Raw genomic sequence first — 21,016 nt, 5'->3', positions numbered from 1 at the left:
GAAAAAAAAGAAAAATGAAAATACTCGTTATAGACAACTACGATTCATTCACTTACAACCTGGTTCATTACCTTGAAGAAGTTGCCAATCAGGAAGTGGCTGTATTCCGCAACGACAAAATTACGATTGAAGAAGCTAAGGCTTATGACAAGATAGTCTTGTCCCCCGGTCCCGGGATTCCTGATGAGGCAGGAATTCTAAAATCTTTGATAAAAGAACTCGCTCCCACACACTCCATTTTTGGCGTTTGTCTTGGATGCCAGGCCATTGCAGAAGTATTTGGCGGAAGCATTTACAATTTACCACGTGTTTATCATGGCATCGCCACTCCTATTACCGTATGCGAGCGCAGAGAGTTGCTTTTCAATACGATTCCTGAATCCTTTATGGGAGGCCGTTACCACTCATGGGTCGTAAATGAGGATGACCTTCCGGATGATCTTCAAATAACTGCCCGAGATATTCAGGGACAAATCATGGCTATAACTCATAAAAAATATGACGTCAGGGCGGTTCAATTCCATCCGGAGTCTATACTTACAGAGCATGGCAAACAAATGATTAAAAACTGGTTGGAAGGATAAATCATTCAATTATTGTTTAACAACTTAGCACCTGAGAAATGTTACAACCTACATTAAAAAGACTATTTGAATACAACACCCTTACCAGAAATGAAGCCCGCAATATACTGGTAAATATTACCAGCGAAAACTACAGCAAATCAGAAGTAGTGGCCTTTTTATCGGTATTCATGATGCGTTCGGTTACCGTTGAAGAACTTTCCGGGTTTCGCGACGGCCTTCTTGAGCAATGCAAAAAGCTGGATCTCTCCGATTTCAACACCATTGACATGTGTGGAACGGGAGGAGATGGCAAAAACACATTTAATATTTCCACCCTCGCCTCCCTGGTCGTTGCCGGAGCAGGATACAAAGTGGCCAAACACGGGAACGCAGGTGTCAGTTCGGCTTGCGGGTCATCCAATGTAATGGAGTACATGGGGTATAAATTCACCAACGACAATGACAAACTGAAAAATCAAATAGACAAAGCAGGCATTTGCTTTTTGCACGCCCCTCTTTTTCACCCGGCAATGAAAGCCGTTGGTCCTATTAGAAGAGAGTTGGGGATTAAAACATTTTTCAACATGCTCGGCCCCATGGTAAACCCATCAGATCCAAAGAATCAATTAGTCGGAGTATTCAGTCTGGAGCTGGCAAGAATCTATCAGTACATTTATCAGCAAACCGACAAGAATTTCAGCATTGTGCACAGCATTGACGGTTACGATGAAGTTTCACTGACAGATGCCTTCAAGATCATTTCTCACAATGGTGAAAAACTGATGACACCGGAAGATATAAATCTGCCACAGAATAAGCCAGAAGACATATTTGGAGGAAGCACAGTGGAAGAATCGGCCGGAATTTTTAAAAAAGTTCTCTCAGGAGATGGCTCAAGCGCCCAAAACAATGCAGTAGCAGCCAATGCTGCTCTGGCCATTAATACCATAAATCCGGGATTAACGCTTGATCAAAGCATTGAAGAAGCGGTAAATTCACTCAAAAGCGGGAACGCTAAAAAAACGTTGGACACCTTATTGTCTTTGCAATAATCAAACAAAGCGGCAAAATGAATATTCTCGATAAAATAGTAGAACGCAAAAAAACCGAAGTTGCCGGAGCCAAACAGAAAACATCCATCAAAGAGCTGGAGTACTACCGGCATTTTAAAACTTCGGTGAGGTCTCTAAAGGAGAGTCTGATAAATAATCCTGAATTCCCTGTAATATCAGAATTCAAAAGATGCTCACCATCCAAAGGCAACATAAATGCTGATGCTAAAATTAAGGACATTATCCCCGGATACACCAAAGCTGGTGTTTCAGGCATCTCTGTATTAACAGACAAAGACTTTTTCGGTGGCTGCAATGATGACCTCAGTACCGCCAGAGATCTGACCGAAACGCCTATCATCAGAAAGGAATTCATCATAGACCCCTACCAGGTTTATGAGGCCAAAGCTATAGGAGCCAGTGCAATACTACTTATCGCAGCCATCCTTGACAAGCAGCAGGCATTTGATCTGGCAGCATTGGCCAATTATCTGGGCATGGAAGTTCTAATGGAATTACACGATGAATCGGAAACCGAGATTCTCAACAGCTACGTAGATCTTGTGGGCATCAACAACCGCAACCTAAAAACCTTTGAGGTTAATCTGGAGCACGCTGCCAATCTGGCCTCCTCACTGCCCGAAAGCATGCTCCCCATAGCTGAAAGCGGTATCCACTCAGCTGAAGATTTCCTTTTTTTGAAAGAAGCAGGCTTCAAAGGGTTCCTGATGGGAGAATACTTTATGAAGCACGATGATCCGGCTAGAGCCTGCATCGAATTCAGGCAGCAAATCACCCATCAAAAAACCGCCAATACCTGAAATTAAAGACAATGCAAAATAACCTAAAAATAAAAGTTTGCGGCATGCGACAGCAAGAGAACATTGAAGCTCTTACTGCCCTTGGGCCCGATTATATGGGGTTTATTTTTTACTCTAAATCTCCAAGGTTTGCAGGAGGTTTCTTAACGCCCAAGATTATCAAACAAATCCCGGAATCCATAAAAAAAACCGGGGTTTTTGTAAATTTGAAAAATCAGGACATCCTTGAAATATGCAAGAACTTAAGCCTAAACACTGTTCAGTTGCATGGAAAAGAATCTCCGGAGCAATGCAGGGCGATAAAAAACCTGGGGCTGGAAGTCATCAAAGCTTTCAGTTTAAATTCAATGGAGGAAATTGACCAAATTATGGCTTACGAAGAAGTCTGTGATTATTTTCTCTTCGATACCCCAACCCGCAAATATGGTGGGAGCGGTAAAAAATTCGACTGGTCTTTACTCAAAGCTCTGCCCTCTGAGAAGCCATTTTTTTTAAGCGGTGGCATCGAAGAAAATGATGCTGAAACACTCATTGAGGACTGTCCGGTCAGTCCCTTTGCGGTAGATATCAATAGTAAATTTGAAATCGAACCCGGATTAAAAAACATTGAATCCATTGAACGATTCATAAAAACCATCAGAAAACAATCATAAAGTAACCAAACTTACAACAAACAAGCTCATGTCAGAATCATTTCAACCCGACGAAAAAGGATTTTATGGTCCCTATGGCGGGGCATATATTCCGGAAATGCTCATCCCAAACATAGAAAACCTTCGAGAAAACTACATCAGGATCATGAATTCGGAGAGTTTTCGGAAGAATTTCAAAACCCTTCTGGAGGATTATGCAGGACGGCCTTCTCCCCTATACTATGCAACCAGGCTTTCGGAGCAATATGGTTGCAATATTTGGCTTAAACGTGAAGACCTGAACCACACCGGAAGTCATAAAGTCAACAATACTATTGGTCAGATTCTGCTTGCGCACGAAATGGGCAAAAAGCGAATTATTGCTGAGACCGGCGCTGGTCAGCACGGGGTAGCCACTGCAACAGTTTGTGCACTAATGGGATTAGAATGCATAGTTTATATGGGTGAAACAGACATCGAACGACAGGCACCAAATGTGGCAAGGATGAAAATGCTTGGAGCAGAGGTAAGATCAGCAGTCTCGGGCAGCAGGACTCTTAAAGATGCCACAAACGAAGCCTTACGGGACTGGATCGCTAATCCATTGGACACATTTTACCTAATAGGATCAGTAGTGGGCCCTCACCCCTATCCTGATTTGGTGGCAAAAATGCAATCGGTGATTAGTGGTGAAATTCAATGGCAATTGCGGAACAAGACCGATAAGTCGGACCCCGATTATGTGGTGGCCTGTGTTGGTGGTGGATCCAACGCAGCAGGTTCTTTTTATCATTTCATGGACAACCCGGATGTCAAACTCATTGGAGCTGAAGCAGCCGGCGAAGGATTGTCTTCAGGAAAAACAGCCGCCTCCATTGCACTGGGAGAAACAGGCGTTATTCACGGAAGCATGACCAACCTGATGCAAACCAATGACGGTCAAATTACTGAACCATACAGTATTTCTGCCGGTCTGGACTACCCGGGAATTGGGCCACTTCATGCATGGCTCAATCACACAGGACGAGCAAAATACCTGTCGGTAACTGACCAGGAAGCTTTGGATGCAGCCTTGTTGCTCACCCGAAAAGAGGGCATTATTCCGGCCCTTGAATCAGCTCATGCTTTGGCCGCCTTAAATCAACTCGATCTGAAATCGGGTGAAAATGTAGTTGTCACCATCTCTGGTCGTGGAGACAAGGATATGAAGACCTACATGGATCGACTGCAACTGGTTTAATGAAACCAAACACAATAAATCGCACGAAATAAGAAACTGTAAACAGAATATAGACATGCCCGGCAAGATGGGTTAAACCCACCATCTTAAAATAAATGTATTACGATTATTGTAGAAGTTAGCAGGCCATAATAACACAAACCTATTCATTTACCGTTTAGCAGAAAAATTCTGCGAACCGAACAAACAGAATAATGGAAAAATTACAAACCCTTTTCAAGCAGAAAAAAGATTTATTATCTGTATACTTTACAGCAGGTTTCCCAAATATTGACAGTACCCTTCCGGTGCTTAAAGCCCTGGAAGAAGGAGGTGCCGATTTCGTGGAAATTGGCATGCCTTATTCCGATCCTCTGGCAGACGGACCTGTCATTCAGAACAGCAGCACAGTTGCACTGAAAAACGGAATGTCACTCAAAGTGCTTTTCGAACAGCTCAAAGAGTTGAAAAAATCGGTGAAAATCCCGATGATTTTGATGGGCTATTTTAATCCTGTTCTGAAGTTTGGAGTTGAAGCATTCATTGAAGAATGCAAAGAAGTTGGCATCAGTGGCCTAATAATTCCGGATCTGCCCTACGAAACCTACATCGAAGAGTACGAAAAGTTATTTACCGAAAACGGCATTAGCAATATTTTCCTAATTACCCCCCAAACGCCTGACGACCGAATCAAAAAACTGAACAAAGCTTCAACTTCTTTCATTTACATGGTATCATCTGCAGCAGTAACAGGTGCCCGGAACGGAGGACTGTCACCTAAACAGGTTGATTACTTTGAAAGAGTCAATTCTATGGAATTAAAAACGCCGTGTATGGTTGGTTTCGGAATCAGCAATCATCAAAATTATAAAGAGGTCTGCAATTATGCCCATGGAGCAATTGTTGGAAGCGCTTTTATTAAGCATCTTGAAAACATTGGGGACGACCACAACGAAATTGTCGGATTCATTAAAAAACTCAAAAATGGCCAATAAACTGTTATCTGCAAACACTCAACGGTTTTTAAATTATTACTTTTGCAATCAAAAACCTAACAAATATGCCGAGAACAGAAACAGCAATATTACGGATTCATTGTCCGGATCAACGTGGAATTGTAGCAAGAGTAACTGATTTTATTCATCAGAATCATGGAAATGTGGTGGCTCTGGATCAGTACACCAACCGTGAAGAAGGGCGTTTTTTCATGAGGGTGGAATGGGAACTGGAAGGGTTCTTATTAGACCGCAATGACATTGGAACCGTTTTTGGCCCGTTACTGGGAAAGCCGCTCGACATGTACTGGGATCTCAAATTCTCATACAAGATTCCACGTATGGGTATATTCGTATCTAAAAGTTCGCATTGTCTTTATGACTTACTGGCAAGATATGAAGCAGGGGAACTTAAGGTTGAAATTCCGGTAATAATTAGTAACCACAAAGAGATGGAGCGGGTGGCAAAACAGTTCGACATCCCTTTTTACCACATTCCGGTTAATAAAGGAAACAAAAAGGAGCAGGAAGAAAAGGAACTGGAGATATTAAAAAATCACCGGGTTGATTTTGTGGTTCTGGCCCGTTACATGCAGATTTTATCCTCAGAATTTGTGGCCAATTTCCCCAACAGTGTGATCAACATTCACCACTCTTTCTTACCGGCATTTGCGGGGGCCAAGCCTTATCATGCAGCCCATTCCAGAGGAGTTAAAATCATAGGGGCAACCAGCCATTATGTTACATCTGACCTGGATGCGGGGCCCATCATAGATCAGGATGTTATCCGGATTTCGCACCATGACTCTGTGGAAAGTCTGGTTCAGAAAGGCAAGGACATCGAAAAAATAGTTCTTTCAAGAGCTGTAAAAGCCCATTTGGACAGAAAAACGCTTGTATATAATAACAAAACCGTCGTGTTTGCCTAAAAACTCAAAACTACCAACATGCATCTATTCAAATACCTGTTTGCAATAATGATAATTTCAGGACTTACAGCTTGTCAAAGCAAAAATGAAAGCCGCGGCTACATTGTAGAAGTTGGTGAAAAAGCACCGGTCTTCAAAACCACGCTTACGAATGGTGAAGAATTCAATCTGCAAGAAAAAAAAGGCAAAGTGGTCTTGCTTCAGTTTACGGCAAGCTGGTGTGGCGTTTGCCGAAAAGAGATGCCGCATATTGAGAAAGAGATCTGGCAAAAACACAAAGAGAACGGCTTGATTGTAATTGGCATTGATCGCGATGAGCCACTTAAAACAGTTAAAGAATTTGCCAAACAAACAGGTATCACATATCCTCTGGCACTGGATCCGGGTGCTGAAATATTTTCTCTTTATGCCGAAAAAGAAGCCGGTGTAACAAGGAATGTTTTGATTGACCGGGAAGGAAAAATTGTTTTTCTTACCCGCCTTTTCAACGAAAAAGAATTTTCCTCTCTTGTGGAGAGGATTGATGAATTGATGCAATAATAACAAAACAGAGATGAACATTGTCATAATAAAATACAACGCCGGTAATATCCAGTCGGTAAGTTTTGCACTTGACCGTTTGGGTTACAAAGACCACCTGATTACCAGCGACCATGAGGCGATCCGAAATGCCGACAAGGTAATCTTCCCGGGAGTTGGGGAAGCCAGTACCACAATGGCATTTCTGAAGCAGGAAGGATTGGATAAACTGATACCTTCTTTAAAGCAACCGGTACTTGGAATTTGCCTGGGTATGCAATTGATGTGCAGTCATTCAGAAGAAGGCAACACCCCCTGTTTGGGAATCTTCGACGAACCCGTAAAGAAATTTATTCCGGATACCTCAAATCCCGAAAAGGTGAAGATTCCCCATATGGGATGGAACAATCTTACAAAATTAAAAACGCCACTCTTTGATGCTTCGCTGGAAAATGAATTCGTCTACTTTGTACATAGTTATTACGTAGCAGTGGGCCCCGATACCGCAGCCCAAAGCAATTACATACATCCTTTTAGCGCTGCACTTCAAAAAGACAACTTTTTTGCTACTCAGTTTCACCCCGAAAAGAGCAGCGACGCAGGGGCAAGAATTCTTAAAAACTTTCTGGAGCTTTAAGACAATGAAAAAAAGAATAGAACTTATCCCGGCGATCGACATCATTGATGGAAAATGTGTGCGGTTAAGCAAGGGAGATTATAATACGAAGAAAGTTTACAATGAAGATCCGCTTGAAGTAGCCCGCCAGTTTCAGGATAGCGGCATCAGCCGCCTTCATCTGGTTGACCTGGATGGCGCTAAAGCCGGACAAATCATCAACTATAACATTCTTGAAAAAATTGCCGGTAATACCAACCTGGTGGTGGACTTTGGTGGTGGACTTAAAACCACAGAGGATTTAAGGATAGCTTTCGAATGTGGTGCTCAGATGGTAACCGGAGGCAGCATAGCTGTTAAAAACCCTGATGAATTCACCGGCTGGATTGAGAAATACGGATCTGAGAAAATCATTCTGGGGTCAGATGCGAAGGATAGAAAAATTGCGGTCTCTGGCTGGACAGAAACCTCTACCCTGGACCTGTTTGATTTCTTAGAGGATTACATAAATAAAGGCATCACCAAAACCATTTGCACCGACATCAGCAAAGATGGAATGTTAGAGGGCCCGTCAACCGACCTTTACAAAGAAATTCTTGGGAAATTCCCGGATTTATGGCTAATTGCCAGTGGTGGGGTCAGCAGTATGAACGACATTGATAAACTGGAAGAAGCAGGTGTTCCGGCCGTCATTTTTGGCAAAGCCATTTATGAAGGACGGATTGGACTTAAGGAGCTTGAGGGAAGGGGGAGATAACAGGCAGAAGTTATAAGGCAGAAGGCAGAAGATTTTACCAACTAATCCATATAAATTATGAAATCATATCGTGATTTAATTGTTTGGCAAAAAGCCATTGACCTTGTCTGCCTCACCTATAAGTTGTCTAAAAAATTTCCCTCTGAAGAAATTTATTCATTAACTAGTCAGATAAAAAGATCATCAATATCGATTCCCAGCAATATAGCAGAAGGTTATGGCAGGAACAGCAAAAATGATTATATAAGATTTCTACAGATTGCAAGTGGCTCTTTATATGAGTTTCAAACGCAACTGGAGATTGCAAATCGTCTTCACTATTGTACCAATGAGGAGTTTGAGAAAATTGACACCCTAAGCCATGAAATAGAGAAGATGCTTTCGTCATTAATCTGGAAATTGCGAAAAAACTAACACAACTTCTGCCTTCTGCCTTACGAACTAAAAAACTAAAAAAATGCTCGCAAAAAGAATCATACCTTGTCTTGACATCCGTAACGGCCAAACCGTAAAGGGAGTGAAATTTCTGGACATCAAAGAAGTCGGTGATCCGGTAGAACTGGGCGCACTATATGCGGAACAAGGGGCCGATGAACTGGTGTTTCTGGACATCACTGCAAGTCACGAGAAAAGAAAAACATTTGTTGACCTGGTTAAGCGGATTGCCCAACATATCAACATCCCCTTTACCGTAGGTGGCGGCATTAGTGAGTTGAGCGATGCCGATGCTTTGCTGAATGCCGGTGCTGACAAAATCTCTATCAACTCGTCAGCTGTAAAGAATCCGCAACTAATTAGCGACATGGCCCGGCATTTCGGCAGTCAATTTGTTGTGGCAGCCATAGATGCAAAACAACTGCAGGGAGATGAATGGACGGTAACCGTTAATGGCGGGCGCATCCCAACCGACAAGCGACTTTTCTCCTGGGCAAAAGAAGCTGAAGAGCGTGGTGCGGGTGAAATTTTATTTACCAGCATGGACCACGATGGCGTAAAACAGGGGTTTGCAAATGAAGCCCTTGCCAAACTTTCCGACGAAAGAGGCATTCCTATTATTGCTTCGGGAGGAGCAGGAGCCAAAGAGCACTTCAAGGATGTATTCACTATTGGGAAAGCTGATGCCGGTTTGGCTGCAAGCATCTTTCACTTTAATGAAATCCCTGTTCCGGAATTAAAAGACTACCTGATAAAGGAAGGAATCACTATAAGATAACCAAAACACGCAAAGACAGACAAATTATTATCTTTGCAATCAAGTAATTAAAATAAAAGACAGACAATACCATGCAATTAGATTTCTCTAAGTTAGGAAACGGATTAATCCCTGCCATTGTGCAGGACTCGCAAACCAGCGTTGTACTAATGCTGGGATTTATGAATGAAGAAGCATTTGAAAAAACCCAGAAAGAGGGAAAAGTTACTTTCTATAGCCGTTCAAAGGATCGCTTATGGACAAAAGGCGAAGAATCAGGAAACTTCCTTAATGTGGTCTCCATTACCCCTGATTGCGACAGCGATACCATCTTGATTAAAGCCAACCCGGTTGGGCCTGTTTGTCATACCGGAAGCGACACCTGCTTCAACGAATCCAACCTTGGTAATGCCGAATTCCTTATCCACCTTCAGGATCTGATTGACAAACGTCTGCAAGACATGCCGGAGGGAAGCTACACCACTTCTTTGTTTAACAAAGGCATCAACAAAATAGCCCAAAAAGTAGGAGAAGAGGCTGTAGAAACAGTCATTGAAGCTAAAGACAGCAACGAAGAACTATTCCTCAATGAAGTGGCTGATTTAACCTACCACACTTTGGTACTTTTAACAGCTAAGGGACATCGAATTGAAGACGTCATCAAAGTGCTTCAGGGAAGACATAAATAAAACTATTATGATCCGGGGAGTGTGACGCTCCCCGATCATCTTTAATTTTTTGCTGATTATGTCGCAGTCAGGGATAGAAATGGCTCATACCATTTTTGACAAATACTACTCAAACATTCATCCGGCAAGGGAGATTTTGTTGACTCATAGCCAACTTGTCCGGGATAAGAGTCTGGAGATAGCGATAAAGCACCCGGAATTAAATGCCGATAAACAATTTCTATCTGAAGCCGCCCTACTTCACGACATTGGTATTTTCATGACGGAGGCCCCTGACATTGGATGCAATGGCGAGTATCCATATATCTGTCACGGCTACCTTGGGCGGGAACTTCTTGAAAAGGAAGGTCTCTATAAGCATGGACTGGTCAGTGAGCGTCATACCGGAACAGGACTTACAGAGGAAGAGATAAAAGCACAAAATCTGCCGCTCCCCCTTCGTGATATGATCCCGAGATCCATCGAAGAGCAAATCATCTGCTTTGCAGACACCTTCTTCAGTAAAGGACGTGATTTGAAAGAAGAAAAAACCCCGGAAAAGATTATGAAATCCTTGGGGAAATTCGGAGAAGAAAAAGTGAAAATATTTTCATTGTGGTGCCAAATGTTCCTGTAAAAAAAGAATTTGAAAATGCATCGGGGTACTACCATCATCCCGATTACAGATACAACTGTGCCCAGGCTATGGTCTGTCATTTCGGAGGAAGTGAGGCCGACATTTCTGAAATGAAACCAATGGGATCAGGACGTGCGCCCAAAGGTTACTGCGGTGCCCTGCACGGAGCCCTTGTTCTTTTAGATAAGCACCCTTTATCCCAAAATGCATGTATCAAAGCTTTTTCAGAAGAAACGGGAAGTCCTTTCTGCAGACAAATTCGCAAGCAGGGAACGATAAGCTGCCGACGGTGCATTGAAATTGCAGATAAAACACTTTCCTCTTTTTTGCAACAAAACCTTTAAAACAAAAAAACCCGTTGCTCAGGAAATGAACAACGGGAATAATATTGCATTGACTTTTACCTTAATCTTATTGCTGCATAGCAGCCAACTTCTGATCCACTTTTTGCTTCATTTGGGGATTAGAACTATACGCTCCAATCATCTCCTGGTACTTAGCAGGCGTCATCCCTTCATCTGTGATAACCTTTGTCATTTTCTTCTGAATCCCCATGTTTATGGTCTGGATCTCTTTAGAAATGGCCTGAAACTTTTCCATCTGCTCTTCAGACACCCCTTCAGGTTGGCCTCCTTGCTGAACCTGCCGGGCAATCTGGTTGAAGTTATTAAGTTCCATTCCGCCTTCCTGGATTTTCTTAATCATTTCTTTCTGAGCTTCCTGCTGGATAGGCATTACCTCTGCAACCGTTCCGGCAAATACATCAATCTCCTTCTCACTGTACTCCTTTTGAGACTGCTGGGCATTAGCAGGCATCATACCTTGCTGCGTCTGTGCCTGTATACCTACTCCCGCAATCAGAAAGATTGACATCATCAAACTAAAAACTGTTTTCCTAAATGAATTCATATTCTTCTTTTTAATTTTTAATATTAACGGAACTTAATCTTCAGGTCACCCAATATGACCTTCGGTCCGCTATTCATTTCGCTTCTCCTGACCGTGAATAAGTTGAAAACAACTATTTATCTACCAATCAGTTAATGCGAACCTACAAAAACACAAACAGAATACAAAAGATTTAGGGGAAGGATTTTTTATCCCGCAAGATTTTGAATGAATAAAAATTGTGAAAACCAAATTTGAGAAATATAACAGCCAGCGGACTAAGTCCCTATTTAGTGCGTGTCCCAAAAGTCCCATTTACCGCGTTACGTTTGCCCGAAAATTACTCATCCCGAAGGATCGGGACTCCGTTTTTTGGAGCTTCGCTCCCGAAGCCTCGGGATTGCAACTGGCACTTTCTGACCAGACACATGGCTAATAAGTTTAAAAGCTGACTTTATTGACTGGTACTATTTAGAAACAATCTTGTTACAAATTACTAATTACATATATTTGTATTTTTATATATCTTGATTAATAATTACTTTTACCCATACCAAAACACAGCATACAAACCCCTTAAAACACTGATATAAATACTGATTTAAGGACTTTTAGAACACAACACTTTTCATTAAAATGTACAATTTGAAGCTTCACCCATTCAGTGGCGATGAAACTTCAAACATTTATTAACAATTTCCGTAAAAAAAAGTAAATTAACAATACCTTTAAACAAACTATATTCCCCATGAAGAAGGTCGTACTTTCTGTTATTGCCATTACAATAGGGATCCTGATTTTACTTCACATCGCCTATAAACCTCCCTTGCCAAACCTGGGAGAATTAAAGCTCAAGCAGGAATTTGCTATCAAACCGGAACCGGATGTTGATCATTCTCTGTTTCCTGAACTTCAAAAAACTTTCAAAACCCCACAGGAAGTCACAGAGGCTTGCATTGAGTGTCACAACCAAAGACATAAAGAGGTAATTGCATCCAGTCACTGGAATTGGGAACGAATATCCTATGTCGAAGGAAGAGGGATTGCCAGTATGGGAAAAAGCAATGTCCTTAATAATTATTGTATCGGAGCCAGCTCAAACGAACAAGCCTGCGCCAAATGCCACATTGGATTTGGGATGAGCGACGATCATTTTGATTTCGAAAATGCCCGTAACGTAGATTGCATGGTCTGCCATGACAATAGTGAAGAATACATCAAGGGAGCCTCCATGGCAGGATATCCCGACAGATCTGTAAACCTGACAAAGGTTGCTCAAAGTGTCGGGAGACCTCAGAGCATCAACTGTGGAGCCTGTCACTTTTACAGTGGAGGCGGCAACAATGTGAAACATGGTGATTTGGAAGAAGCACTTTTGGCTACAACCAGAGAGGTGGATGTGCACATGGCTGCAAATGGTATAAACATGACGTGCGTTGATTGTCACTCTGCAGAAGATCATAATATAAAGGGAAAACTATACTCTGTTTCATCAAGCGATCAGAACCGCCTGACATGCGATCATTGCCACACCAGCACCCCACACATGGACAGAAACCTGGATCTTCACACTTCAAAGGTAGCCTGCCAGACGTGCCACATTCCCACTTACGCAAAAGTAAATCCAACCAAGATGGAATGGAGATGGTCGGAAGCCGGAAAACTAAAAGAAGGGAAGCCTTACCATGAAACTGACACAGTTACCGGTGCTGAAACGTACATGTCCATCAAAGGATCTTTTGTTTGGGAAACCAATGTTGAACCTGAGTATTATTGGTTCAACGGGCATGCCACCCATTACATTCTTGGTGATCAGGTAAACTCAATACCCATTCAGATTAACAGTCTGCTTGGATCAGCAACCGACAGAAATGCCAAAATATATCCGGTAAAAGTTCACCGTGGAGACCAAATATATGATATTGATAACAATATGCTTGTTCAGCCAAAACTATGGGCAGCTGAAAAAGGCGATAGCGCCTATTGGAAAGATTTCAACTGGGATTTAGCTGCCGAGGCAGGTATGAAAAGAGTTGGCTTACCTTACAGTGGAAATTACAAGTTCGTAAACACAGAAATGTATTGGCCGGTCAATCATATGGTAGCCCCCAAGGAAGAGGCACTGTCATGCGAAGAATGCCATCGACGGGAAGACAGCCGCCTTGCCGGACTGGACAATTTTTACATGCCCGGCCGTGATTCCAATGCAGGATTAGATTTAATCGGAAAACTTCTTCTTATTGCTGCCCTTGCAGGGGTTGTTCTCCATGGTTTAGGACGCATCGTAGCTTCCATCAAAAACAAAGAAGTAGAAACAAGAGAAATTAACACCGAACTCTAAAATTCCATTTTGAATTATGCAAAAGGTATATATATATAAAGGTTTCGAAAGATTCTGGCACTGGTCACAAGCTGCATTAATTTTCTTTCTGGCTCTAACAGGCTTTGAAGTACATGGCAGCTTTTCACTCTTTGGATATGAGCAGGCGGTAGAATCTCACAGATTTGCAGCCTGGATGTTGCTGACCCTGATTGCTTTTTCCATATTTTGGCACTTTACAACCGGAGAATGGAAGCAGTACATCCCCACATTTTCAAAGTTACAGGCGCAAATACGATATTATACATTAGGCATTTTCAAGGGAGAACCTCATCCCACCCGAAAATCAGTAAGAAACAAGCTCAACCCGCTTCAGGCACTTACCTATCTTGGTTTCAAACTGGTAATGGCACCTTTGCTGGTCATTACCGGATTGGTTTATATGTATTACCGCTCTATTGATGCCAACGATATGGTGATTGTTAGCGATATCCCCTTAAATGTAATCGCATTTTTACATACGTTGGGAGCATATCTAATACTCATGTTTGCCATTATACACATATACATGACCACAACAGGAGAAACACCCACATCCAACATTAAAGCCATGCTTACTGGTTATGAAAACCTCGAAGAGGATGAGCCTGAAGAGAACTTATACGAATCGGAATTTTCCGACATTCCTAAAAAATAAAAACACAACAATATGGACCACAGTAATAAATTTATGAACCCATACCTGGCCGGAGTTTTACTTGGCTTCGTTTTGCTGGTAACCATATATGTCACAGGCCGGGGCCTCGGTGCCAGCGGTGCGATGAAAAGTGTTGCCGTTTCTGCAGTACAAAAAGCTGCACCTGAGCATTTTGAAGAAACCGCTTACTATCAAAACTATGCAGCGGATCATCCTGATGGGCCCATGAAATCATGGCTGGTGTTTGAAATGCTGGGCGTTTTGGTTGGTGCTTTTCTTTCAGGCGCTCTGGCAGGCCGTTTGGGCCTGAAACTTGAAAAAGGACCCGGCGTTCAGAACACAACCCGCATTATCGGCGCTATTTTGGGCGGATTTCTATTTGGTTTCGGAAGTCAACTAGGCCGCGGATGTACAAGCGGCTCAGCCTTAAGTGGAATGGCAGTGATGTCCTTCGGCGGTATAATGACTATGCTTGCAATTTTTGGCGGCGCTTACGCGTTTGCCTGGTTTTTCAGAAAATTATGGATCAAAGGATAAAGAAAGGGTAATATGGCACCATTAATTCCAGACATTATAGCACCTGAATACAATTATCTCATTGCATTAATCGTAGGCATAGGCTTTGGTTTTGCATTGGAGCAGGCAGGTTTTTCTTCCACCAGAAAACTGGTTGGTCTTTTTTACGGTTACGACTTCACAGTTTTAAGAGTTTTTTTCACGGCCGGTATCACAGCCATGACTGGGGTGTTAATTCTTTCCCACCTTGAATTACTAAATACCGATATCATTTTTGTTAATCCTACGTTTCTGCCATCAGCACTCACTGGAGGCGTCATTATGGGATTGGGGTTTGTAATTGGGGGGTTCTGCCCCGGAACCAGTGCCTGTGCTGCTGCCATCGGCAAACTTGATGGGTGGGCCTTCATCCTTGGAGCAACACTTGGGATTTTTTCCTTTGGAGAGTTTTATCCTTTACTGAAAGACTTCTACCTAATGGATGCCCAAGGGCCTGTTTTGATTTATGAGAAACTTGGAATCAATCGAATTTCATTTGCACTCATAATGACTTTTATTGCTCTGTTTGCCTTCTTTGCCACGGGTATTATTGAAGACAAGGTCAATAAAAGGCCAGTTAGTCTGTTGGGTGGCAACCCCAAAAACAAAGTATTAGCTGCAGCCATACCCGTGCTTCTCGTGCTATTGGTCATGGTCACTCCATCAAGAAAAGAATTTGTCATGTCTAAGCTAGAAGCCAAAGCTGCTTCCGGTGAGTGTAAACCTGACTTAATTGATGCAGATAAACTGGCCTTCGAATTGACGAACAATTACTATAAATACAATGTCATTGATGTCAGAAGTCCGGAAGAATATGAGAAATTCCATATCGCCACAGCCATTAATATTCCACTTGACGATTTGCACAGTACTGCATACCGGCAGTTATTGAACCAGCGCATCAGGACAAATGTATTTTACGGCGCTTCTACCCAACAAGCCAAACAAGCTTGTCTAATAGCCAGATACCACGGCAATCAAACAAGTCTTGCACTGGAACAAACAGCCACTCAATTTCAGGAAACCTTCTATGGGGAGATTACTATTTCTGATGATCCGTCAAAGCAGGAAAAAACGGTGGCCAATTTCAGGCAAAAAGCAGCTGAAAAAATGACTGAAATAGAAGAAAATCTTGCTTCTCGCGAAAAACCCGTAAAGAAAAAGATGACGAGGGTACAGGGTGGATGTAGCTAAATCAAAAAGAGACATCGCCATTCATTGAGAATGGCAGCTTTAACGTTAAATTTTCGTCGTTCATAAAAAAAAAGGTGCATTTTTGAACTGTTTTTCGGAACTTGAGTTAAGCTTATATATCAAATTCTGAAAAACAAGGGACTATGATGCATTTTTACAACAACTCAAAGCAATTAGTGCGGAGCATTCTTATTGGAATCCTCTTCCTCTCTTTTACCACCCTGGGGGTCCACGCACAGGTACAGATAATGGTGACAACTGACGGTGGTGCCTTTGTAGATGCCAACAGCCACGGCACATGGGCCACGGCCACAAGTGAACTTCAAACTGCCATTGATGCGGCTGCTGTAGCAACAGGAGGTGGCACCATATGGATCGAAGGCGGTACTTACTATCCTACCAAAAGACAAGCTGCAGATCCAGCATCAGATCCTGAGGCCGTGGATATAAGTGGGAATCCCCGACATGCGACCTTTGTGATGGCCTCCAACGTAACTGTAATGGGGGGGTTTGAAGGAACCGAAACTACTGCGGCTGAAAGGCCATCAGATCTATTTGGAACTACCAACAGGGTTACCCTAAGTGGAGATATTGATCAGGATGGAGTCGATCCTGATAATGATTCCTATCATGTTGTTCTTTTCCCTCTGGGAGTAGACAATTCGGCCATACTTGAGGATGTCTATATTACCGGAGGCCTTGCTAATGGAGCAAATTATTTCTCTTTCCGTGGAGGTGGAGTTCACATGCGGGAAGATGGAACTTTGAATAATTGCGTTATTACCGAGAATGGTTCTTCTGATGGTGGTGGTGGAGCCTACTTGTATAAAGGAGGCTTGATTACAGAAAGTGAGATATCCAACAATCTCACCCCGTCAAATGGAGCTGGAATCCTTCTTAATCTGGGAGGTACTGTTTCGAATAGCTTAATACACTCCAATCATTCAACAGATAACAGCGTGGCAAATGGGGCTGGTGTTTTCTTTGATTCTGAGCCTGGCTTATTTGGAACATTAACTCATTGCGTTGTTGCTACTAACCTATCTGATGATAAAGGAGGTGGAATTGGCACCTTCGGGGAAGCTTCCATTATCAATAATCTTATTCTCAGCAATGAAGCCCTTGGAAACGGGGGTGGTATTTTTTTACAAGGAGGTGGAACTGTTCTGAACAACACCGTGGTTGCCAATTATTCAGACTTAGGTCCAGGAGTATATGCAGACACTCAGGGAGCTGTCTACAATTCCGTTTTATGGAATAATGAAAACCCTTACTCCAATGTGCAATTTGTAAGAACTGATAATTCCACCATTATTGATTTTACTGCCATCCAAGGGGGAGCCACAGGAACAGGTATAACCAATGTAATCAACCTCTCAACTAGTAATTCAGATCCAGGGTCAGGAACTGAAAACTACCCCGAATTTAGGGATCCTGTTTCTTTCGCAGCACAACCGCTAACTTCATCTGAAGTAGAAACCCTTTTAAACAGTGATTTTCGCATCAATCTCACATCAGCACTTTTAGATGCGGGTAATGATGCATTCGCCGGAATCCCCTCCTTTGATTTAGGCGGAAATCAAAGAATCACCAAAGGAGTAATAGACATTGGTGCCTACGAAGCATTGTACTACACCGTAACCGGAGCTGTTTCAGGCAGCAATGGCACCATTGATCCTGTTGGACCAGCTAATTATCTTGCTGGTGAAGAAGTTGTAATAACATTAACGCCGGAAGAAGGGTATGATGTTTCAACCTTTACCATTAATTCAACTGATTATTTTGATCAAATTGCAGATCAAGGTGATTCTTATACATACACCGAGGCTTCAATTTCCGACGATATAGATGCAGTGGTATCGTTTGGTATTCCAAATTCACTTGCCGAAACAGGACTGGATGCATTTAACGTTTATCCGATTCCAACCAATGACCAGCTCTTTATCGAAGGTATTGAGATTAATGGGTTGGAGATTTACTCAGCAAGTGGTAAATTGGTAAAACAACTTAAAGGTAATATCGAATCCCCGGTAGTGGTATCTGACCTCACCAAAGGCCTTTATATTCTTATCATTGAAGACATAAGTGGAGAAGTACGAACTGTTCGCTTCGTGAAAAATTAGCGAATTTTCTTAATAACCATTTTTGAAGGAGACTGCTAAACCAAAGCAGAGTTACCCCCTGTCTTAAGGAATTATTCCAGGACAGGGGGTTTTGTCGTCCTGCACATAACCTTTTTCCTGAAAAAAATCACCCTGAAAACTTTGAAGGAAAGCACAAAAACCATTTCGGCCATTTTTCTCTCGCATAAGAAAAAGCTCCCTTTCTATAAAAAAAGAGGCCATTCACAATAATTCAATTGCATCTTATGATCCCTTTTTGGAACTTAGGATTTCTTTTTGAACCACTAAAGCAGTATCCGATGCAGTCATTCACATCCTTCCGAACCTCAAATCTCTTTTTCATTTTCATTCTTTTAGCAGTCATTACAGCGCCGGTCGCAACAGATGCTCAACTCATTGTAAAGGTTAAAACTTCCGAAAAAGGAGGCATTGCTTTTTCGGATGTCAACAACCACAGCACATGGGGAACAGCAACGTATGACCTCCAGAAAGCAATTGACCAGGTTGCCAGCAATGGAGGTGGCACAATATGGGTAGCCGGTGGGACTTATTTACCTACAGAATATTTGGCTGCAGCCCCGGATGCTCCAAATCCACCTTTACAAAACCCAACTGATCTTAACTCTCCCCCTGACGAGCGCCAGCTGTCCTTTATTATGTCTAGCGGAGTATCTGTCGTTGGTGGATTTATGGGAACCGAATCAAGTTTAGAAGAAAGAACGACAGATCTATTTGCTTCGGAAAACAAGGTCATTCTTAGCGGGGACATAGGCGTGGAAGGCCAAACAGAAGACAATGTCTATCACGTGGTAATATTCCCTCCTGAATCAGATAATACCGCCATATTAAAAAATGTAGAAGTATCCGGAGGTTATGCCGATGGTCCCGACATTTACTTTGCTAAAACGGGAGCTGGAGTGCACATCCGGGAAGGGGGATTATTAAAGGAATGTATGGTCGTTAATAATAAATCAGAAGGAAGCGGAGGCGGTGTTTACCTTTACAAAGGAGGAAGGGCGGACAGTTGTATCATCAAAGGAAATGCCGCCACTGTTCAGGGTGGCGGAGTTTATTCCAATCTGGGAGGCACTGTTTCGAAATGTGCCATTTTCAAAAACACAGCAGGAAATTTAACCACTGATGGAAAAGGAGGTGGCATTTTCATTGCCTGTGATGAAACTCAGGAGGGTAAACTAACTCACTCCTATGTTTTTGCCAACAGTTCGACGAACAAGGGAGGCGGTGTAGCCACTTACGAAGGAGGGCAAATTATAAATAATTACATTGGTAACAATGAAGCCTCCGGAAAAGGAGGGGGCATTTTCCTTCAGCTGGGTGGTCTTGCTTTAAATAATACCGTGGTTTCAAACAAGGGAGAAAGAGGGGCTGCTGTTTATTGCAACGACGGTGGCCGGATTTACAATACTGTAATGTGGGGAAATACAACTCCTTATTCCAGTAATCGTCAATTATCATTTGATGACAACACATCTACATCGCAGTCTCCTCTCATTGATTTCTGCGCCATACAGGAAGGAACCGCTTCACCTGAAGTTGACAACCTCATTATCCTCTCTTCCGACAACTCCGGAACTGAAAACCACCCTGAATTCAAAAATCCTGTATCTTTTTCTGGCCCTCCCTCCAATGAACAGGAATTAGAAGAGATATTAAACAGTGATTACCAATTCAACCTCAACTCAGCATTATTAGACGCCGGAAAAACCAATTTGTCCGGGTTACCTGTTCCGGACTTTGACCTTCTGGATGTACCGCGTATTACAAAAGCCGTCATTGATATTGGAGCTATCGAAGCCGAATACTATAATGTTTCAGGTATTGTTAATTCAGGAAATGGGTCGATAACTCCGGATGGGACCATCAAGATCACAAAAGGTGCAGATGTGGAGTTCATCTTAACCCCTGACATGGGCTATGAAATAGCTGGCTTCACCATTAACGAAATTGATTATTCAGACAAACTGACTGACAACGATGATTATTCGTCATTTATTAAAACCGGCATATCTAAGGACCTGGAGGCAGTTGCAGAATATGGTGTTCCCAACAATCTTTTATTCCAAAAAGAGCAGGAACTGAAAATTTTCCCCGTTCCGGTAAAGGGAAAATTATATATTGAAGGAATATCGGTAAAAGCATTGAAAATAATATCCGCTAGCGGCCAGATAGTCTTCGAAAATTCAAATTTCAGACAGAATCAAATAAATGTTTCTGAGCTGTCACCCGGAGTCTATTTTTTAGTTGTAACAGATACAAACAAAAAAACCATTTCCAGGAAGTTTTTAAAGCAGTAACGAATGCCACGCTTGCATTTATTAGTATTTGCAAGAAATCGACAATTGCTACGTTATGCTTGTCTTCAAAACAGTCATCCCGAAGCATCGGGACTCCAGTTTTTCTGACATCGCAAGACTTACACTTGACGCCTTCTTGCAAGCACAGATGAAAAACATGAGTTTTCTTGCTGGCACTACTTAAGGTATTTTCAGACTGCAAAGAAGCCCTGTTTTTAATCCTATCCTGTATCTTTGAAACACCATGTGAGAATGTTAACAATAAATTCTTTCCTTTGTATTCTTATATGTTATTGTACAATGTACGTCAACCTATAAAAT

General features: G+C 42.3%; 22 protein-coding genes. 21 read left to right on the top strand and 1 reads right to left on the bottom strand.

The window, feature by feature from the left end; translation table 11 throughout:
* Positions 1-14: 14 nt before the first annotated feature.
* The 15 genes from DDZ16_RS01790 to DDZ16_RS01720 all read left to right on the top strand — a co-directional run bounded on the left by DDZ16_RS01790 (position 15) and on the right by DDZ16_RS01720 (position 10,947).
* Positions 15-584 (top strand): anthranilate synthase component II, encoded by a 570-nt coding sequence (locus tag DDZ16_RS01790; RefSeq protein WP_109262700.1) that lies wholly within the window; start codon positions 15-17, stop codon positions 582-584.
* Positions 585-622: 38 nt separating this feature from the next.
* A complete protein-coding gene (trpD, locus tag DDZ16_RS01785) occupies positions 623-1,618 on the top strand; it encodes an anthranilate phosphoribosyltransferase (protein WP_109262699.1) in 996 nt (331 codons plus the stop codon).
* 17 nt (positions 1,619-1,635) lie between these two features.
* Positions 1,636-2,439 (top strand): indole-3-glycerol phosphate synthase TrpC, encoded by an 804-nt coding sequence (gene trpC, locus DDZ16_RS01780; RefSeq protein ID WP_109262698.1) that lies wholly within the window; start codon positions 1,636-1,638, stop codon positions 2,437-2,439.
* A gap of 44 nt (positions 2,440-2,483) precedes the next feature.
* A complete protein-coding gene (locus DDZ16_RS01775) occupies positions 2,484-3,092 on the top strand; it encodes a phosphoribosylanthranilate isomerase (RefSeq protein ID WP_232526525.1) in 609 nt (202 codons plus the stop codon).
* A 28-nt stretch (positions 3,093-3,120) separates the two neighbouring features.
* A complete protein-coding gene (gene trpB / locus DDZ16_RS01770; RefSeq protein ID WP_109262696.1) occupies positions 3,121-4,311 on the top strand; it encodes a tryptophan synthase subunit beta in 1,191 nt (396 codons plus the stop codon).
* A 194-nt stretch (positions 4,312-4,505) separates the two neighbouring features.
* The gene (trpA, locus tag DDZ16_RS01765) at positions 4,506-5,285 is read left to right on the top strand and encodes a tryptophan synthase subunit alpha (protein WP_109262695.1); all 780 of its coding nucleotides are present in this window, start codon (positions 4,506-4,508) and stop codon (positions 5,283-5,285) included.
* Between the two features lie 65 nt (positions 5,286-5,350).
* On the top strand, positions 5,351-6,214 hold the full coding sequence (gene purU, locus DDZ16_RS01760; RefSeq protein ID WP_109262694.1) for a formyltetrahydrofolate deformylase: 864 nt from the start codon (positions 5,351-5,353) through the stop codon (positions 6,212-6,214).
* Between the two features lie 18 nt (positions 6,215-6,232).
* Positions 6,233-6,754 (top strand): TlpA family protein disulfide reductase, encoded by a 522-nt coding sequence (locus DDZ16_RS01755; RefSeq protein WP_109262693.1) that lies wholly within the window; start codon positions 6,233-6,235, stop codon positions 6,752-6,754.
* Between the two features lie 13 nt (positions 6,755-6,767).
* Positions 6,768-7,370 carry an imidazole glycerol phosphate synthase subunit HisH gene (gene hisH / locus DDZ16_RS01750; protein WP_109262692.1) on the top strand — a complete coding sequence of 201 codons (603 nt, stop codon included), beginning with the start codon at positions 6,768-6,770 and terminating at the stop codon, positions 7,368-7,370.
* 4 nt (positions 7,371-7,374) lie between these two features.
* Positions 7,375-8,106 carry a 1-(5-phosphoribosyl)-5-[(5-phosphoribosylamino)methylideneamino]imidazole-4-carboxamide isomerase gene (hisA, locus tag DDZ16_RS01745; protein ID WP_109262691.1) on the top strand — a complete coding sequence of 244 codons (732 nt, stop codon included), beginning with the start codon at positions 7,375-7,377 and terminating at the stop codon, positions 8,104-8,106.
* A 57-nt stretch (positions 8,107-8,163) separates the two neighbouring features.
* Entirely contained in the window at positions 8,164-8,520 is a 357-nt protein-coding gene (locus DDZ16_RS01740; protein WP_109262690.1) for a four helix bundle protein, read from the top strand.
* Positions 8,521-8,563: 43 nt separating this feature from the next.
* Positions 8,564-9,319: an imidazole glycerol phosphate synthase subunit HisF gene (gene hisF, locus DDZ16_RS01735; RefSeq protein WP_109262689.1), complete on the top strand. Its 756-nt coding sequence runs from the start codon at positions 8,564-8,566 to the stop codon at positions 9,317-9,319.
* Positions 9,320-9,390: 71 nt separating this feature from the next.
* Positions 9,391-9,987 carry a bifunctional phosphoribosyl-AMP cyclohydrolase/phosphoribosyl-ATP diphosphatase HisIE gene (gene hisIE, locus DDZ16_RS01730; protein ID WP_109262688.1) on the top strand — a complete coding sequence of 199 codons (597 nt, stop codon included), beginning with the start codon at positions 9,391-9,393 and terminating at the stop codon, positions 9,985-9,987.
* A gap of 58 nt (positions 9,988-10,045) precedes the next feature.
* Positions 10,046-10,603 carry an HD domain-containing protein gene (locus DDZ16_RS01725; RefSeq protein WP_109262687.1) on the top strand — a complete coding sequence of 186 codons (558 nt, stop codon included), beginning with the start codon at positions 10,046-10,048 and terminating at the stop codon, positions 10,601-10,603.
* Positions 10,582-10,947, top strand: coding sequence for a hypothetical protein (locus DDZ16_RS01720; protein WP_109262686.1), 366 nt, complete (start codon positions 10,582-10,584; stop codon positions 10,945-10,947). Before DDZ16_RS01725 ends, DDZ16_RS01720 begins: the two co-directional genes overlap by 22 nt.
* A 67-nt stretch (positions 10,948-11,014) precedes the next feature.
* On the opposite strand, the gene DDZ16_RS01715 is transcribed toward DDZ16_RS01720, so the two are convergent.
* Entirely contained in the window at positions 11,015-11,512 is a 498-nt protein-coding gene (locus DDZ16_RS01715) for a DUF4168 domain-containing protein (protein ID WP_232526524.1), read from the bottom strand.
* 727 nt (positions 11,513-12,239) lie between these two features.
* Here DDZ16_RS01715 and DDZ16_RS01710 point away from each other — a divergent pair.
* The 6 genes from DDZ16_RS01710 (at position 12,240) to DDZ16_RS01685 (ending at position 20,695) form a co-directional block, all read left to right on the top strand.
* Positions 12,240-13,832 carry a tetrathionate reductase family octaheme c-type cytochrome gene (locus DDZ16_RS01710; RefSeq protein WP_109262685.1) on the top strand — a complete coding sequence of 531 codons (1,593 nt, stop codon included), beginning with the start codon at positions 12,240-12,242 and terminating at the stop codon, positions 13,830-13,832.
* Positions 13,833-13,848: 16 nt separating this feature from the next.
* On the top strand, positions 13,849-14,508 hold the full coding sequence (locus tag DDZ16_RS01705; RefSeq protein ID WP_109262684.1) for a cytochrome b/b6 domain-containing protein: 660 nt from the start codon (positions 13,849-13,851) through the stop codon (positions 14,506-14,508).
* Positions 14,509-14,520: 12 nt separating this feature from the next.
* The gene (locus DDZ16_RS01700) at positions 14,521-15,045 is read left to right on the top strand and encodes a YeeE/YedE thiosulfate transporter family protein (RefSeq protein ID WP_109262683.1); all 525 of its coding nucleotides are present in this window, start codon (positions 14,521-14,523) and stop codon (positions 15,043-15,045) included.
* A gap of 12 nt (positions 15,046-15,057) precedes the next feature.
* Positions 15,058-16,257 (top strand): YeeE/YedE thiosulfate transporter family protein, encoded by a 1,200-nt coding sequence (locus DDZ16_RS01695; protein ID WP_109262682.1) that lies wholly within the window; start codon positions 15,058-15,060, stop codon positions 16,255-16,257.
* Between the two features lie 143 nt (positions 16,258-16,400).
* On the top strand, positions 16,401-18,380 hold the full coding sequence (locus DDZ16_RS01690; RefSeq protein WP_109262681.1) for a T9SS type A sorting domain-containing protein: 1,980 nt from the start codon (positions 16,401-16,403) through the stop codon (positions 18,378-18,380).
* Positions 18,381-18,679: 299 nt separating this feature from the next.
* The gene (locus DDZ16_RS01685) at positions 18,680-20,695 is read left to right on the top strand and encodes a T9SS type A sorting domain-containing protein (protein ID WP_158275586.1); all 2,016 of its coding nucleotides are present in this window, start codon (positions 18,680-18,682) and stop codon (positions 20,693-20,695) included.
* The last annotated feature ends 321 nt before the right edge of the window (positions 20,696-21,016 follow it).

The sequence above is a fragment of the Marinilabilia rubra genome, assembly GCF_003121985.1.
In the GTDB taxonomy this organism is placed as follows: Bacteria; Bacteroidota; Bacteroidia; order Bacteroidales; family Marinilabiliaceae; genus Marinilabilia; species Marinilabilia rubra.
This window is presented reverse-complemented; position numbering and strand designations above follow the sequence as displayed.